Raw genomic sequence first — 15954 nt, forward strand, 5'->3', positions numbered from 1 at the left:
AGCCACTGTGAACAGTGGCTTTAATTTTTTAAATGCTTTTATACAAACTGTAAGAATAACCAGTACAAACCACCTGACAAGCAGATTGTTGCAGGAAGAGTAAATACCCATGCAGATAAAATTGTCTTCACGGTATTAAAGTTTAAACCTGATTTATTCGCGACCATCGTACCCGCAACAGCACTGTTTAAAACGTGTGTTGTTGAAACCGGCATACCTAAACCATCGGCAGCTGCAATTGTACTCATTGCGACAAGCTCAGCAGACATCCCTTGACCATAAGTCATGTGATGCTTACCAATACGCTCACCTACAGTCACAACAATACGTTTCCAACCCACCATTGTGCCTAGGCCAAGTGCTAAAGCAACCGCGACTTTTACCCAAGTTGGAATGTATTGTAAGAATGAATCTAAGCTACTACGGTATTCTTTCACAAGTTTCTTTTGTGATTGATCCATTTTTGGTAAAGCATCCGCTTTATCCAAACGTTTAAATGTAGTGGTGCTTAAATACATGTCATTACGAATTTCGCTAATTGCAGCTTCAGGAATATCTTTTAAGTTGCTATAGCTAGAAACGCGCTCACCCAAATGATCAGTCATACTTGCCAATGCAGGCATAACTTCCGGAGTTTGCTGTTTAGTTTGAATATAGGTAGTCAGAATAACACGTGCTTTTTCATCGGTTAATTCTGGCTGATTTTGATTCAAAAATACGGCAGTTTGAGAAGAAAGCTGATGGAATGATTGAATTTGTTGTGTATCAAGGTTTTTATTTAATGAATAAGCCAACGGCACTAGACCAACCAAAATCAGCATGATGAGTCCCATACCCTTTTGGCCGTCATTAGAACCATGTGCAAAACTTACACCTGTACAGGTAAAAATTAAAATTGCACGAATGATTGCTGGTGGTGGTTTATTACCTTCAGGCGGCTGGAATAATTCTAACTGGCGCTTAAAAATAGTTTTAACCAACAAGAATACAATCGCTGCAAAAGCAAAACCAATTAAAGGTGAAAATAATAATGCCTTACCGACTTTAATCACCTGATCCATGTCTACACCACTGGTTGTTACGCCAGTCGATGCACTCAATAGATGGTTCATAATACCCACACCCAAGATTGAACCAATCAAGGTATGAGAGCTTGAAGCAGGAATACCTAAGAACCATGTACCTAAGTTCCATAGAATCGCAGCAATAAGCAATGCAAAAACCATTGCGAAACCTGCACCACTGCCCATATTCATAATCAGTTCAACAGGCAACAATGCAATAATGCCGTAAGCGACTGCGCCGCTTGCAACCATTACCCCAAGGAAATTACAAAAACCAGCCCACATGACTGCAACCGGTGCTGGTAAAGCATTGGTGTAAATCACTGTTGCTACTGCATTTGCAGTATCGTGGAAGCCATTTACAAACTCAAAGCCTAAAGCAATCAAGAGTGCAGTTGATAAAAGAATAACTGAATAAAGACTCAAAGGTGGTACATGTGCTAAATCAGCACTCACCTGAAATCCAATATAAATAAGTGTTGCAACAATAATCGTCAGAAACACCGGCATAAAAAATTTAGGTGTCGGGACATGTACATTCGTCGATTTGACTTGCAGGTTTGCCGCAAGTTTTGAATCCGAAACAGGGGGTAGATTAGAATTCATGCAGACGGTAAGAGGATAAAAAAATCCTCTGTATTCTTAAATTAAATTATGACAATTATATGACAAAGCAGCGCCCGATGAAGTCAATTTTTCATATTTTGACCTCATTTGATGCACCTTTCCTCTACGATTTTTATTTTTTTATAAAAATACAATAACTTACATAAGTCCCCACCCATCTAATTTATGACTATTTTTGAAGCAAAAAGATCTAAAAAATTACCTAAACGGCTATTTTTTAAACACCACAATTGTCATAAAACCGAATATTGGAGATGAAATATTTCAATATCATGATCATTTGATGAATATTTGATGAAAAATCACTCGCCACTTTGTCATAAAGTACTTGTTTAGGGGATGATTTACAGTGAATGATGGGTCGTTATAGGTCATCTATTGCGCAACTATTCTGTTACAATAGCGCCGCATTTTTAAATTCGTACAATATCGGGGTTTTATATGTCCACGCTTGCCACCCTAAAAGCGCTTCTTGCCAAACGTATTCTGATTATTGATGGTGCAATGGGTACCATGATTCAGCGCCATAAATTGGAAGAAGCAGACTACCGTGGTGAGCGTTTTGCCGATTGGGCACATGACTTAAAAGGTAACAATGATCTTTTAGTTCTGACACAGCCTCAAATCATTCAAGGTATTCATGAAGCTTATCTTGATGCTGGTGCAGACATTATTGAAACCAACAGCTTTAACGGCACGCGTGTCTCAATGTCTGATTACCACATGGAAGATCTTGTTCCAGAGATTAACCGCGAAGCAGCACGTTTAGCTAAAGCGGCTTGTGAAAAGTATTCGACTCCAGATAAACCGCGCTTTGTAGCAGGTGTGCTTGGGCCAACATCACGTACTTGTTCAATTTCACCTAATGTAAATGACCCTGCCTTTCGTAATATCACCTTTGATGAGCTAAAAGAAAACTATATTGAAGCGACTCATGCGCTGATTGAAGGCGGTGCAGACATTATTCTAATTGAAACCGTTTTCGATACCTTAAACTGTAAAGCAGCAATTTTTGCAGTTAAAGAAGTCTTTAAACAAATTGGTCACGAATTACCAATTATGATTTCAGGGACTATTACCGATGCATCAGGTCGTACCTTAACAGGTCAAACTGCTGAAGCTTTCTGGAACTCTGTACGTCATGGCGACTTGTTATCGATTGGCTTTAACTGTGCACTTGGTGCAGATGCAATGCGCCCTCACGTTAAAACGATTTCTGATGTCGCAGATACGTTTGTTTCAGCACATCCAAATGCTGGCTTACCAAACGCTTTTGGTGAATATGATGAAACACCAGAGCAAACTGCGGCATTCTTAAAAGAATTTGCAGAAAGTGGCTTAATTAATATTACCGGTGGTTGCTGTGGTACAACGCCTGACCACATCCGTGCAATTGCCAATGCGGTAAAAGATATTTCACCTCGTCAAGTTCCTGAAACTGTACCGGCTTGTCGTTTAAGTGGTTTAGAACCATTTAATATTTATGATGACTCACTTTTCGTAAACGTGGGTGAACGTACCAACGTTACAGGTTCAAAAAAATTCTTACGCTTAATTCGTGAAGAAAACTTTGCCGAAGCTTTAGAAGTGGCACAGCAGCAAGTTGAAGCTGGCGCACAGATTATCGACATTAATATGGATGAAGGGATGCTCGATTCGCAAAACGCGATGGTGCATTTCTTAAACCTTGTAGCTTCCGAGCCAGATATTTCACGTGTGCCAATCATGATTGACTCATCAAAATGGGAAATCATTGAAGCTGGCTTAAAATGCGTACAAGGTAAACCCGTTGTTAACTCGATTTCATTAAAAGAAGGTTATGACGAGTTTGTCGAAAAAGCTCGCCTGTGCCGTCAATATGGTGCTGCGATTATTGTCATGGCATTTGACGAAAAAGGTCAGGCCGACACTGCTGAGCGCAAACGCGAAATCTGTAAACGTTCTTATGATGTATTGGTTAACGATGTAGGCTTCCCTGCTGAAGATATTATTTTTGACCCGAACGTGTTTGCAGTAGCAACAGGTATTGAAGAACACAATAACTATGGCGTCGACTTTATTGAGGCCACAGGTTGGATTAAACAAAACTTACCTCACGCCATGATTTCTGGTGGTGTATCGAACGTTTCGTTCTCATTCCGCGGTAATGAACCTGTTCGTGAAGCGATTCACTCTGTGTTCTTGTACCATGCCATCAAGCAAGGAATGACCATGGGTATTGTAAATGCTGGCCAAATGGCAATTTATGATGATATTCCAGCCGAGCTAAAAGAAGCAGTTGAAGATGTCATCTTAAATCAAAACCAAGGTGAGTCTGGTCAGGCGGCGACTGAAAAATTGCTTGAAGTGGCTGAAAAATACCGTGGACAAGGCGGTGCTGCAAAAGAAGCTGAAAACCTTGAATGGCGTAATGAATCTGTAGAAAAGCGTCTTGAATATGCATTAGTTAAAGGTATCACGACTTATATTGATGAAGATACCGAAGAAGCTCGCCTCAAAGCTAAACGTCCTTTAGATGTAATTGAAGGCGCTTTGATGGATGGTATGAACGTGGTTGGTGACTTGTTTGGTTCAGGCAAAATGTTCTTACCACAGGTTGTGAAATCTGCACGTGTCATGAAACAGGCTGTGGCTTGGCTCAACCCGTACATTGAAGCTGAAAAAACAGGTAGCCAATCTAAAGGTAAAGTCCTCATGGCAACTGTTAAAGGTGACGTACACGATATTGGTAAAAATATCGTAGGCGTAGTACTCGGCTGTAATGGTTATGACATTGTTGATCTTGGTGTAATGGTACCTTGCGAGAAAATCTTGCAAACTGCTATTGATGAGAAATGTGACATCATTGGTTTATCTGGCCTGATTACCCCATCTTTAGATGAGATGGTGTTTGTTGCGAAAGAAATGCAGCGCAAAGGGTTTAACATTCCTTTATTGATTGGTGGTGCGACTACTTCTAAAGCACATACAGCCGTAAAAATTGATCCTCAGTATCAAAACGATGCGGTGATTTATGTGGCTGATGCTTCACGTGCTGTAGGTGTTGCAACAACCTTACTTTCGAAAGAAATGCGTGGAAACTTTATTGCAGAGCACCGTGCGGAATATGCCAAGATTCGCGAGCGTTTAGCCAACAAACAGCCAAAAGCTGCAAAATTGACTTATGCAGAGTCAGTTGAAAACGGTTTTAAAATTGACGAAAGCTATGTACCACCAAAACCAAATCTTTTGGGAACACAAGTTCTCACTAACTACCCTCTTGCAACCCTTGTAGAGTATTTTGACTGGACACCATTCTTCATTTCTTGGAGCTTGGCAGGTAAATTCCCGAAAATTTTAGAAGATGAAGTGGTTGGTGAAGCTGCAGCAGATTTGTACAATCAAGCTCAAGCGATGTTGAAAGATATTATCGACAATAATCGTTTTGATGCACGTGCTGTATTTGGTATGTTCCCTGCTCAGCGCACTAACGCCGACACAGTGAGCGTATTTGATGAAGCTGGTCAAAATGTTACACATACTTTTGAGCACTTACGTCAGCAATCTGACAAAGTGACAGGCAAACCAAACTTGTCTTTGGCAGATTACATTCGTAGTGACCGTGAGCAACAGGATTACTTAGGCGGATTCACTGTATCGATTTTTGGTGCAGAAGAATTGGCAAATGAATACAAAGCCAAAGGTGATGACTACTCTGCAATTTTAGTTCAGTCACTAGCCGACCGTTTTGCTGAAGCCTTTGCAGAACACTTGCATGAACGCATTCGTAAAGAGTTCTGGGGTTATAAAGCTGATGAACAGCTTAGCAATGAAGAACTGATTAAAGAGAAATACGTCGGTATTCGCCCTGCCCCAGGCTACCCTGCTTGCCCTGAGCACTCTGAAAAAGCAGTGTTGTTTGATTGGTTAGGTTCTACCGACAAAATCGGTACTAAACTCACTGAACACTTTGCAATGATGCCACCATCTTCGGTAAGTGGTTTCTATTATTCGCACCCTCAAAGTGAATATTTTAATGTGGGTAAAATCTCTCAAGACCAACTTGAAGATTATGCGAAACGTAAAGGTTGGACACTGGATGAAGCTAAACGTTGGTTAGCGCCGAATTTAGATGATTCGATTGTTTAAGCTTTTAAATAACCCCGTTTAAAAAATAGGGCGTGAAGGTAAATCCTGTCACGCCCTCTTCAATTTGGTAAGTTAAGATTTCTAATTCAAATGTGACTTAATCTTCTCTTTAACTGCTTCAGTTGAAATACCATAGCGATCATGCAAAGTAGGTAATGCCCCTGCATCTAAAAATGCATCAGGCAAACCAATCATGTCAAAACGAGGATGTTGTCCATTTCTTAGAAGTAGTGAGCCAACTGCTTCGCCTAAGCCACCAATGACTGAATGATTTTCGGCAGTTAAAACAGGTCGGCCACCTTTTGCAACTTCATCCAAAATGGTTTGTTCATCTAAAGGCTTAATGGTAGGCACATGCAGCACTGAAACTTCAATGCCCTCTTTTTCAAGGTCTTCGGCTGCCTCAAGCGCACGCATGGTCAATAAACCAGTGGAAATAATGAGTAAATCTTTACCCGGTTTAATCACCTGTGCCTTACCCAATTTAAACTGGTAATTGTATTTATCGAGTACTAATGGAACCTGACCACGTAATAAACGCATATATACAGGGCCATTATGCGCAGCAATTTGTGGAATTGCCTGTTCGATTTCTAAGGCATCACATGGGTCAATGACCATCAAGTTCGGCATAGCGCGGAAAATCGCAATATCATCTGTCGCTTGGTGACTTGGGCCATAGCCCGTAGTTAAACCCGGAAGTGCTGCCACAATTTTGACATTCAGGTTATCTTCTGCAATCGCCATACAAATAAAATCGTAGGCACGGCGTGATGCAAACACGGCATAAGTTGTTGCAAAAGGAACAAATCCTTCACGAGCAAGTCCTGCTGCTGCACTCATCAAAAGTTGTTCTGCCATACCCATTTGGAAAAACTTGTCTGGGTTTTCTTTAGCAAAAATATGCAGGTCTGTATATTTTGATAAATCTGCTGATAAACCTACGATATCGTCACGCTCTTTTGCCAAGGCATTCAGTGCATGGCCAAATGGTGCTGGTTTGGTCGGTTGACCCTCGGCAGCAATAGAAGCAATCATTGCCGAAGTGGTTAGTTTTTTCTTAGGAGGATTGGCTAACTGGCTCATGGTGTATTCCTTACTGTCCGTAGTGGGTCAAAATATTTAAAGCGTCATCCCATTCATGTTCATCAACACGAATGAAGTGTGTTTTTTCACGGCTTTCCAAGAACGATACGCCCTTACCCATTTTGGTGTCACAAATAATGACGCGTGGGCATGTTCCTTCATGGTTTCGTGCTTGGTCGAATGCCGTAAGTAAAGCTTCCACGTCATTGCCATCTACGCGCTGCGTGTACCAACCAAATGACTGCCAACGGTCTACAATCGGCTCAAACGCTAAAATTTCGCTTGAGTGTCCATCTGCTTGCTGATTATTCACATCAATAATCGCAATCAAGTTATCTAGTTTCCAATGAGAAGCAGACATTACAGCTTCCCATGTTGAGCCTTCATTTAGCTCTCCATCGGACAGTAAGTTATAGACAAAAGCATCTGATTTTTTCTGTTTCAGTCCTAGACATGCACCGACTGCAATTCCAAGACCATGACCCAATGAGCCACCTGTAATTTCCATGCCCGGTGTATATGAAGCCATGCCCGACATCGGTAGACGGCTGTCATCTGCACCGTAGGTTTCAAGTTCTTCAAGCGGGATAATTTTTGCTTCAATTAAGGCTGCGTAAAGTGCAATCGCATAGTGCCCAATAGACAGATAAAAACGGTCACGGCCTTCCCATTCAGGGTTTTCTGGCTGATATTTCATGGCATGGAAATAAGATACTGCCAGTAGATCTGCTGCACCTAAAGCTTGTCCGACATAACCTTGACCTTGTACTTGCCCCATACGTAAAGCATGTTGGCGAATGTGGTAGGCACGTTGTTGCAACTCGGCAATTTGGCCTGCTTTATCAACATTTAATATTGTCATTTACTATTTCCTTATTAACGATTGACCAGTTTTGCCGGAACACGCAGAACCAGACTGGCACCGAAAATTAATACTGCTGTGATTAAGAACATGCCGATTGCATTGGAACCTGTGTTGGTAGTAATCCAACCAATTAGATAAGGTGAGCAAAATCCGGCAAGGTTAGCGAAACTATTCACTGCTGCAATACCTGCCGCTGCGGAAACACCACCCAAAAAGTTGGTCGGTAGCATCCAGAATAAAGAGGATGCCGTCAGCACACCTGAAGCTGCGATGCAAAGGCAAATTAAAGAGAGCGTTAGATTTGAAGCGAATAAGGTCGCAAATGTGAGTGCTATAGCACCTGCACACATCGGGATAATTAAGTGCCAGCGGCGTTCTTGGAAATGGTCACCGCTACGCCCTGCCAAAATCATGACCACAATGGCACACATATAAGGCAGGCTTGTGAGCAAACCGATATGCCAGTTATCGCTAATGCCTGAGTTACGAATAAGAGTTGGCAACCAAAAGGTAATGGCGTATTGGCCCATCACTACACAAAAGTAGATGCCCGCCAGTAACCATAACCGTTTATCTGCGATGAAATCTTTAACGCTAGCATGACCTTCTTTGTGCTGGTTATCTTGAGCAAGCTCTTGCTTCACCAAGTTTTTTTCGTCTTGGGTTAACCAGTTAGCATCTTGAATAGAGTCTTTTAAAACAGCGAGTACCAATAGGCCAACAAGTACAGTAGGAATAGCTTCGATCACAAACATCCACTGCCAGCCAAACCAACCATGTACACCGCTCATCCGGTCCATGATTAAGCCTGAAAGCGGCCCACCAATCATTCCCGAAATTGGAATCGCGATAAACCAAAGTACAGTCATGCGTGCACGGCGGTAAGACGGGAACCAGTAAGTAAGATAGAGCAACAATCCCGGAGCCAAACCAGCTTCGGCAACACCCAGTAAAAAACGTAAGGTGTAAAATTGCCATTCGGTTTGAACAAAGGCAAAACAGCCTGACAAAACACCCCAAGTAATCATGATACGGGCAATCCAACGTCTCGCACCTACCCTATGGAGTACAATGTTACTTGGCACTTCACAGAGAAAATAACCAATAAAGAAAATCCCTGCGCCTAACCCATATACAGCTTCACTAAACTGTAAATCGCTCATCATCTGGAGCTTGGCAAAACCTACATTTACTCGATCTAAATAGGCACAAAAATAACAAAGCATTAAAAATGGCATGAGCCGAAATGCAATTTTTCGATACGCCGATTTACGAACCGTTGTATCTACTTCAGATGAAAATACTGTATCCATCATGCGAATCCCTTTACATTTGGCCACAGTATCCTCTTGTGACCATCATTCTATTTTTAGTTTTTAAATGACAAGCCTTAATGAATCAGCATGCCACCATTTACATCGAGTGTGACACCAGTTAAGTAAGCTGACAGATCACTTGCCAAAAATAATGCTGCATTTGCAACATCTTGTGCTTTACCTAAGCGGCCAAGTGGAATACCTGCCAAAATGTCGTGACGACGGTCATCATTCATTAAACCGCCAGTAATATCAGTCTGGATCAGCCCCGGAGTAAGAGAATTTACACGAATCTGATCTCCACCAAACTCACGAGCCATCGCTTTTGCCAGACCTAACACACCTGCTTTTGCAGCGCTATAATGTGGCCCGCCAAAAATACCACCGCCGCGTTGTGCTGAAACTGAAGATAGGCACACAATACTTCCACCACCATTTGCCTTCATTGATGGAATAACAGCTTGCGACATAATGAGTGTTCCGCGCAGGCTAACATCTAAAATGCGGTCATAGTCATTGCGTTGAATATCAAGTGTTTTAACTGGCTGAGTAATACCCGCATTGTTAATTAAAATATCAATCTTGCCATAGTGCTGTAATGCTTGTTCAACAGCTACTTTGACCTGTTCTTCGTTCGCAACGTTTGCAGCAAGGCCTAAATGTCCTTCACCAAGCGCCTTTGCAGCGTTTTGGCTTTGAGCAAGATCTAAATCAACAATAATGACTTTGGCACCTTGTTGTGCAAAGATTTCTGCGGTTGCTCGCCCAATTCCACGTTCTGATGCTGCACCCGTAATTAATGCCACTTTTCCTTGTAGTAACATGTTCAATCCTCTTTTTACGCTTTATTTCCTGAGTTCTGACTTAGAATCTCTTTTTTCACAAAGCCCAGCAATCAGCTCGAATTCAACAAGGCATGAAAAAAATTCATGTCTATGCTATTTTCAAATAAGTTTTAGAGATAAAATCGGATCATTTCATGGATAGCAGTGAAAACAATTTCAATCAGATGCCCTCAATTAAAACATTACAGGCTTTTGAACAAACCGCCCGTTTCGGCAATGTTGCCAAGGCAGCGGAGCATTTGAATCTCACGCCTTCCGCAGTGAGTCATCAAATTGCTAAGCTTGAAGAAATGATTGGGCAGAGTTTATTTATTCGTGGTGCCCGTGGTGTGACACTGACCCCTTCTGGCGAACGCTATTTTCAAGATGTCACGACCATTTTGCATAACCTGATGTTAGCAACTGAAAAAGCTGCCGATAAAAGCCCGAAAGACAGTTTATATATTCATTCATCCCCAAGTTTTGGTTTGCTTTGGTTGCTCCCTCGCCTCGAGTCATTTAAAGAAAAATTTCCAATGATTCAGGTCAACTTGTCATGTTCATATGAAAATTTGCACTTCACCCGTGACAAGATTGACATTGATATCCGTCATGGTTTGCCCAACTGGACAGGCGTAGAAATCAGAACCATTCGTAATGAAAAGCTGGAAGTGCTTGCATCCCCCAAGCTACTTGAACGTAGTCCTGTGCATAAACCTCAAGATTTATTAAAGAAAGAACTGATTTTATCGCGTTCAACCTTAGTTACTTGGCCCCAATGGTTTGCCCATCAGGGTTTAAGCATTCCTGAGTTTCCCTATACTTTGAGTTTTGACCGCTCTTATATGTCACTTGAGGCAGCCACACATGGACTAGGTTTTGTTTTAGAAAGTAATTTACTTACTCAAAATTATTTGGAATCTGGAAAGTTGGTTAGAGTTTTCGCAGATGAGCTGTCGATTCCTATTTCTGCTCATCATTTGGTATACCCACGGACCCATCAGTTTATTCCTAAAATTGAGCTGTTTTTAAGCTGGATTCATGATGAGTTGGCAGATTGAGAAAGTAATTTTTAAATGATTTGAATTTTCTCAACTCTTAAGTGATGCATCATCTCTCGAACAAATACAAAGTAAGTAAAAACATTGCTCATAATTTTAATTTCTTTATAAGCGTAAATTGAACCAGTTTTCCAATATTGAATATTAACCACTCGATTATTATTAACACTACATATAATAAAAACCTCTTTAAAAAGATGAAAAATCAATTTTATATTCATCCAGTCCAACTATTACAATATAGAGTATAAGCATGAAAAAATTAGTAATTTTAGGTGTTACCATTTATAGCTTTGCGCAACTTGCAAATGCAGCAACATTAAATGTAAAGCCATATGGCACAACTCAAGACGGCCAAAAAGTTGATCTATACACCATGAGTAATAACAATGGAGTCTCGGTATCTTTTATTAGTTTTGGTGGTGTAATTACACAAATCTTGACTCCCGATGCCCAAGGCAAAAAAAACAATATCGTTTTGGGCTTTGATGATCTAAAAGGTTATGAAGTTACTGACACCAATGCAGGTATTCATTTTGGCGGATTGATTGGCCGTTATGCTAACCGTATTGGTAATGCTAAATTTAGCTTAGATGGAAAAACGTATAATCTTGAAAAAAATAATGGGCCGAATTCATTACATAGCGGGAATCCTGGTTTTGATAAACGTGTATGGCAAGTTAAGCCCCTCGTTTCTAAAGGTGAAACCGTTAGAGCTTCTCTGAAGTTAACCAGTCCAAATGGAGATCAAGGTTTTCCCGGAAAACTAGATGTAGAAGTAATCTACAGTCTTTCAGATCGAAATGAATTCCAAATTGAATATAAGGCTAAAACTGATCAGCCTACAGTCGTTAATCTCACCAACCACAGTTATTTCAACTTATCAGGCGCTGGGAATAATCCTTATGGCGTACTAGATCATGTGGTACAACTCAATGCAGACCGTATATTGGTAACCGATCAAAACTCTTTACCAACAGGTGAAATTGTCTCAGTTGCAGGTACGCCTTTTGATTTTCGGACGCCTAAAGCCATTGTGAAAGATATTCGAGCGAATCATCAGCAATTGGCCTATGGATACGGCTATGACCAAACTTGGGTAATTAATCAAAAGTCTCAAGGGAAATTAAATCTTGCAGCTAGTGTGGTTGATCCAAAATCTAAACGGACCATGCAGGTTTTAACCACTGAACCAAGTGTTCAAATGTATACAGCCAATCATTTATTAGGAAATATTGTTGGCGCAAATGGTGTGCTCTATCGACAGGCAGACGCGCTAGCATTAGAAACGCAGCACTTTCCAGATAGCCCGAATCAAGCATCTTTCCCGTCTACACGTTTAAACCCAAATCAAACGTATAACAGTGTTACCGTATTTAAGTTTGGTATTCAAAAATAGTTTTTTACTTAGAACTAACGTTATTTAAAAAAGACTCTCAGTTGAATATGACTGAGAGTCTTTTCATTTATTTAACTTTTGTGTTTGGTAAAAATGCAGTTGCAAAACCAAGTAATGGCAACAATGAACATAAACCAAATACCCATTCAATGCCGTTAATATCCGCTAAATGTCCTAAGCCTGCTGCGGCAATACCACTTACCCCAAACATGAGACCGAACATTAAACCTGCAATCATGCCCACACGGCCCGGAACAGCTTCTTGTGCGTAGACCACCATTGCTGCAAAAGCCGACGACAACACCAAACCTGCAATAATTGAGAAAACTGTTGTCCAAAATAAGTTTGCATACGGCATCATTAATGCAAACGGTGCCATACCAACAAATGAAACCCAGATCACTGCTTTACGGCCAATTTTGTCACCAATTGGACCACCTGCAAATGTACCTAAAGCAACGGCTGCCAAAAAGGCAAATAAATGCAACTGAGCTGTTTGAATACTGATATGGAACTTTTGAATTAAGTAAAAGGTAAAGTAGTTACTAATGCTGGCAATGTAGGTAAATTTGGCAAACATCAACACACTAATTGTGCTCAAAGCAATAATTAGCTTACGACCATGCAATTTAGTATGTGCTTGGGTAGCACGTGTAACCACCTGACTTTTAGCATGGCTCACTGTCCAACGGCTTACACCAAATAAAACCCAAATCGCTAAAAGTGCAAATATCACTAAGCCCGCAACTGCATGCTGTCCAAATGGAACAATCAGTAAAGCTGCCAACAATGGGCCAATGGCTGTACCCGTGTTCCCGCCCACTTGGAAAGTGGACTGAGCTGTACCGAAGCGTCCACCCGATGCCATTCGCGCCACCCGCGAAGCTTCTGGATGAAAAGTTGCAGAGCCTACCCCAATTAGCGCAGATGCACATAACAACACAGCAAAACTTGGTGAAAATGCCAACAAAATAATGCCGCAGAATGTGACCACCATTCCGAGTGGGAGCAGATATGGTTTTGGATGTTTATCGGTATAAAGTCCAATCCAAGGCTGGAGCAGCGAACCTGTAATTTGATATACAAACGAGATCAGGCCGACTTGAGCAAAACTCAGCGAAAAGTTTGCTTTTAGCATTGGATAGATGGCTGGTAGCACTGCTTGAATTAAATCATTCAGTAAATGTGCGACCGCCACGGCGCCTACAATCTTAATAATCATTCCCTGAGGCTGATCATTTACAACGGTATTGGCAATACCATCTTTCAATTGTATTGAAGACGTCATACCTGAAAAACTCCAATATTTTTAAATGAGATGCTTATTGTAAATTGTCGCTTATAAAGTTATCTTCCAATAATCATCGTATAAGTGACAATTTTTAGGATAATTTATGTCCGATTCTCTTATTCAGTCTGATTTGTCTGAACTTGTGATTGGACTCTCTTCTGAACATTCTTACCGAGAAATCACCCCTACCCATACGCATACACGTGCACAGTTTTTATATGCGTCTACAGGAAATATTCAGGTTTTTACACCCAATCATGTGTGGATTGTGCCGCCCATGTGTGCGTTATGGATTCCAGCACATGTTGAGCACAGCGTGATTTCACTGAGTCACGTGAAGTTAAATACGGCATTGGTTGAAGTAAATGCAGCCGCTCTAATGGGACAACATTGTTTTATTATTCGAGTCAGTAATCTGCTGCATGAACTTTTAATTCGTTTAAATGAAATTGAACGAGAAGACGCGCCTAATACTGCGACTTCCCAAGAGCTTTCACGTTCTTTACAAATCTTAATTTTTGAAGAAATTCATCGCGCTAATTTGTTGCCTATTCAGATTCCGTGGCCGAAAGACAAACGATTATTAAAAATTTGCCAAGAGTTATTACATACGCCTGACCATTCAAAAGATTTAACAGATTGGGCTGATGATATTGGCGCGAGCTCTAGAACTTTAATGCGTATGTTCCAAAAAGAAACTGGGCTATCTTATCGGGCATGGGTACAGCAAATGCATATTGCACTTGCCTTGAGTAAAATCGCGAATGGTGAATCTATTGCTCAAATTTCAGAGTCACTGGGGTATACAAACCCCAGCGCGTTTAGTGCAATGTTTAAGCGACATCTAGGAAAAACACCTCAACAGTTTAGAAGTGCCGCGATGTCGCTATAAGTCTTTTTTTTAGCGCGGATCTCATGCTTTTCCAATAAATCATCGAAATCATGATAGACATGAAGTTCTCGATCTTTGGCGGTTCTCGCATGATCTAGGCGCTGTTCGGGGTCAACCAAAACAAGGGTATGACCATCATCAATCAGACGGTCTACCCCTTCTAAGAACATACGTTTACCCACATCATGAATAAGTGAAATCTGGGTTAAATCAATCACGATTGTGCTTTGGTCAGTAGTCTCGTCTTGTAAAATACGCAACAACATTTCAGCTTCGGTAAATTTCAATACGCCTCGAAGCACATACACACTTAATGATGCATCCTTGCCTGTACGATAATGGCTTTGGACAATGGTTTGTGCAGAAGGTGTACCTTCCATGAGGTGTAGCCCCATGTCACGAGATAATCGCTCTAAAATATCGATACCTCGAATACTATGACCATGCTCATCCAAACGAGGAGAAAAAGCGGCAATACTCACCTGACCCGGTAACACACCTAAAATACCACCTGCCACACCACTTTTAGCAGGAATACCTACAGTTGAAAGCCAGTCTCCCGCTGCATCGTACATACCACAGCTCATCATGACACTGAGCACTTGTCTAACCACAGATCGGTTCAATAGGCGTTTTCCAGTTTTAGGGTCTACCCCACCATTGGCAAGCACACTGCCCATACGTACCAAGTCTTTAACCGTAACCATGATCGCACATTGGCGAATGTACCCATTCACAATATCGACTGGGTCTGTTTCTAAAATCCCCACAGTTCGCAACATATAACCGATCGAAAGATTACGGTAAGCAGTTTTGACTTCCGAATCATAGACAGACTCATCAAAACTTAATTCGCGACCTGCAAGCTCGCTCATAAAACGGCGTAGAATTTCTGCGCTATGCAAACCATGTTTGACCTGAATCAAGGAATGTACAGTAATTGCGCCAGAGTTGATCATCGGGTTTTTTGGACGGCCATCTTTACCCAATGAAATTTCATTGAAGGCTTCACCTGAAGGCTCTACCCCTACCTTATCAAGCACTGCATCAATGCCAAGCTGTTGTAAAACATAGGCATATACGAATGGTTTAGAAATCGATTGTATGGTGAATTCAACATCATCATCGCCAACCGAATAAATTTCACCATCTACCGTAGACATTGCTAAAGCTAATCGATCTGGGTTTGCATTTGCCAACTCAGGAATATAATCAGCGAGATGACCGCTGTTATCGATGTCACAGGCTTCTATAACATTTGCCAAATAATCTGGGAGAGGGGTTTTCATGGTCAGTAACCTTAAATGAGGAGATTCACAACATCGCGCAAAATTTCAGCACAACCTGCTGATAATATTAAAATTATATCTTTTGTAATGGATTAAAAATCACGATATAAGT

General features: G+C 41.2%; 11 protein-coding genes and 1 pseudogene. 4 read left to right on the top strand and 8 right to left on the bottom strand.

Annotation, left to right across the window (positions count from 1 at the left end; all coding sequences use genetic code 11):
- Positions 1–38 precede the first annotated feature (38 nt).
- Positions 39–1670 carry an inorganic phosphate transporter gene (locus AWW73_RS07360; RefSeq protein ID WP_062849256.1) on the bottom strand — a complete coding sequence of 544 codons (1632 nt, stop codon included), beginning with the start codon at positions 1668–1670 and terminating at the stop codon, positions 39–41.
- Between the two features lie 462 nt (positions 1671–2132).
- Between AWW73_RS07360 and metH the strand changes: the two genes are divergently transcribed.
- Positions 2133–5819, top strand: a complete 3687-nt coding sequence (gene metH / locus AWW73_RS07365; protein ID WP_062849257.1) for a methionine synthase — start codon at positions 2133–2135, stop codon at positions 5817–5819.
- 81 nt (positions 5820–5900) lie between these two features.
- Here metH and AWW73_RS07370 read toward each other — a convergent pair whose 3' ends face one another.
- The 4 genes from AWW73_RS07370 to AWW73_RS07385 all read right to left on the bottom strand — a co-directional run bounded on the left by AWW73_RS07370 (position 5901) and on the right by AWW73_RS07385 (position 9910).
- Entirely contained in the window at positions 5901–6905 is a 1005-nt protein-coding gene (locus AWW73_RS07370; RefSeq protein WP_062849258.1) for a transketolase family protein, read from the bottom strand.
- Between the two features lie 10 nt (positions 6906–6915).
- A complete protein-coding gene (locus tag AWW73_RS07375) occupies positions 6916–7761 on the bottom strand; it encodes a transketolase (RefSeq protein ID WP_080749874.1) in 846 nt (281 codons plus the stop codon).
- Between the two features lie 20 nt (positions 7762–7781).
- Positions 7782–9083 carry an MFS transporter gene (locus tag AWW73_RS07380; RefSeq protein ID WP_062849260.1) on the bottom strand — a complete coding sequence of 434 codons (1302 nt, stop codon included), beginning with the start codon at positions 9081–9083 and terminating at the stop codon, positions 7782–7784.
- Between the two features lie 77 nt (positions 9084–9160).
- A complete protein-coding gene (locus tag AWW73_RS07385) occupies positions 9161–9910 on the bottom strand; it encodes an SDR family NAD(P)-dependent oxidoreductase (protein WP_000926501.1) in 750 nt (249 codons plus the stop codon).
- A gap of 185 nt (positions 9911–10095) precedes the next feature.
- Between AWW73_RS07385 and AWW73_RS07390 the strand changes: the two genes are divergently transcribed.
- Positions 10096–10971 (top strand): LysR substrate-binding domain-containing protein, encoded by an 876-nt coding sequence (locus AWW73_RS07390; protein WP_081409539.1) that lies wholly within the window; start codon positions 10096–10098, stop codon positions 10969–10971.
- Between the two features lie 11 nt (positions 10972–10982).
- On the opposite strand, the pseudogene AWW73_RS19175 reads toward AWW73_RS07390, so the two are convergent.
- Positions 10983–11054 (bottom strand): annotated as a pseudogene (locus tag AWW73_RS19175) (hypothetical protein); the annotation flags it as partial.
- Between the two features lie 170 nt (positions 11055–11224).
- On the opposite strand from AWW73_RS19175, the gene AWW73_RS07400 reads away from it, so the two are divergent.
- The gene (locus tag AWW73_RS07400) at positions 11225–12370 is read left to right on the top strand and encodes an aldose epimerase family protein (RefSeq protein WP_062849263.1); all 1146 of its coding nucleotides are present in this window, start codon (positions 11225–11227) and stop codon (positions 12368–12370) included.
- A 67-nt stretch (positions 12371–12437) separates the two neighbouring features.
- Here the strand turns inward: AWW73_RS07400 and AWW73_RS07405 are convergent, their stop codons facing one another.
- Positions 12438–13658: an MFS transporter gene (locus AWW73_RS07405; protein WP_062849264.1), complete on the bottom strand. Its 1221-nt coding sequence runs from the start codon at positions 13656–13658 to the stop codon at positions 12438–12440.
- Positions 13659–13764: 106 nt separating this feature from the next.
- Here AWW73_RS07405 and AWW73_RS07410 point away from each other — a divergent pair, with 106 nt between their 5' ends.
- On the top strand, positions 13765–14553 hold the full coding sequence (locus tag AWW73_RS07410) for an AraC family transcriptional regulator (protein WP_062849265.1): 789 nt from the start codon (positions 13765–13767) through the stop codon (positions 14551–14553).
- On the opposite strand, the gene AWW73_RS07415 is transcribed toward AWW73_RS07410, so the two are convergent.
- On the bottom strand, positions 14520–15842 hold the full coding sequence (locus AWW73_RS07415) for a glutaminase (RefSeq protein WP_062849266.1): 1323 nt from the start codon (positions 15840–15842) through the stop codon (positions 14520–14522). The two genes, AWW73_RS07410 and AWW73_RS07415, sit on opposite strands and share 34 nt — an antisense overlap.
- Positions 15843–15954 lie beyond the last annotated feature (112 nt).

Source organism: Acinetobacter lactucae, from assembly GCF_001605885.1.
Lineage (GTDB): Bacteria > Pseudomonadota > Gammaproteobacteria > Pseudomonadales > Moraxellaceae > Acinetobacter > Acinetobacter lactucae.

Bases quoted from the DNA above. Each gene is read 5' to 3' on its own strand.
- AWW73_RS07380 (WP_062849260.1), bottom strand. From the start codon at position 9,083: ATGGATACAGTATTTTCATCTGAAGTAGATACAACGGTTCGTAAATCG.
- metH (WP_062849257.1), top strand. From the start codon at position 2,133: ATGTCCACGCTTGCCACCCTAAAAGCGCTTCTTGCCAAACGTATTCTG.
- AWW73_RS07370 (WP_062849258.1), bottom strand. From the start codon at position 6,905: ATGAGCCAGTTAGCCAATCCTCCTAAGAAAAAACTAACCACTTCGGCA.
- AWW73_RS07400 (WP_062849263.1), top strand. From the start codon at position 11,225: ATGAAAAAATTAGTAATTTTAGGTGTTACCATTTATAGCTTTGCGCAA.
- AWW73_RS07410 (WP_062849265.1), top strand. From the start codon at position 13,765: ATGTCCGATTCTCTTATTCAGTCTGATTTGTCTGAACTTGTGATTGGA.
- AWW73_RS07390 (WP_081409539.1), top strand. From the start codon at position 10,096: ATGCCCTCAATTAAAACATTACAGGCTTTTGAACAAACCGCCCGTTTC.
- AWW73_RS07360 (WP_062849256.1), bottom strand. From the start codon at position 1,670: ATGAATTCTAATCTACCCCCTGTTTCGGATTCAAAACTTGCGGCAAAC.
- AWW73_RS07415 (WP_062849266.1), bottom strand. From the start codon at position 15,842: ATGAAAACCCCTCTCCCAGATTATTTGGCAAATGTTATAGAAGCCTGT.
- AWW73_RS07385 (WP_000926501.1), bottom strand. From the start codon at position 9,910: ATGTTACTACAAGGAAAAGTGGCATTAATTACGGGTGCAGCATCAGAA.
- AWW73_RS07405 (WP_062849264.1), bottom strand. From the start codon at position 13,658: ATGACGTCTTCAATACAATTGAAAGATGGTATTGCCAATACCGTTGTA.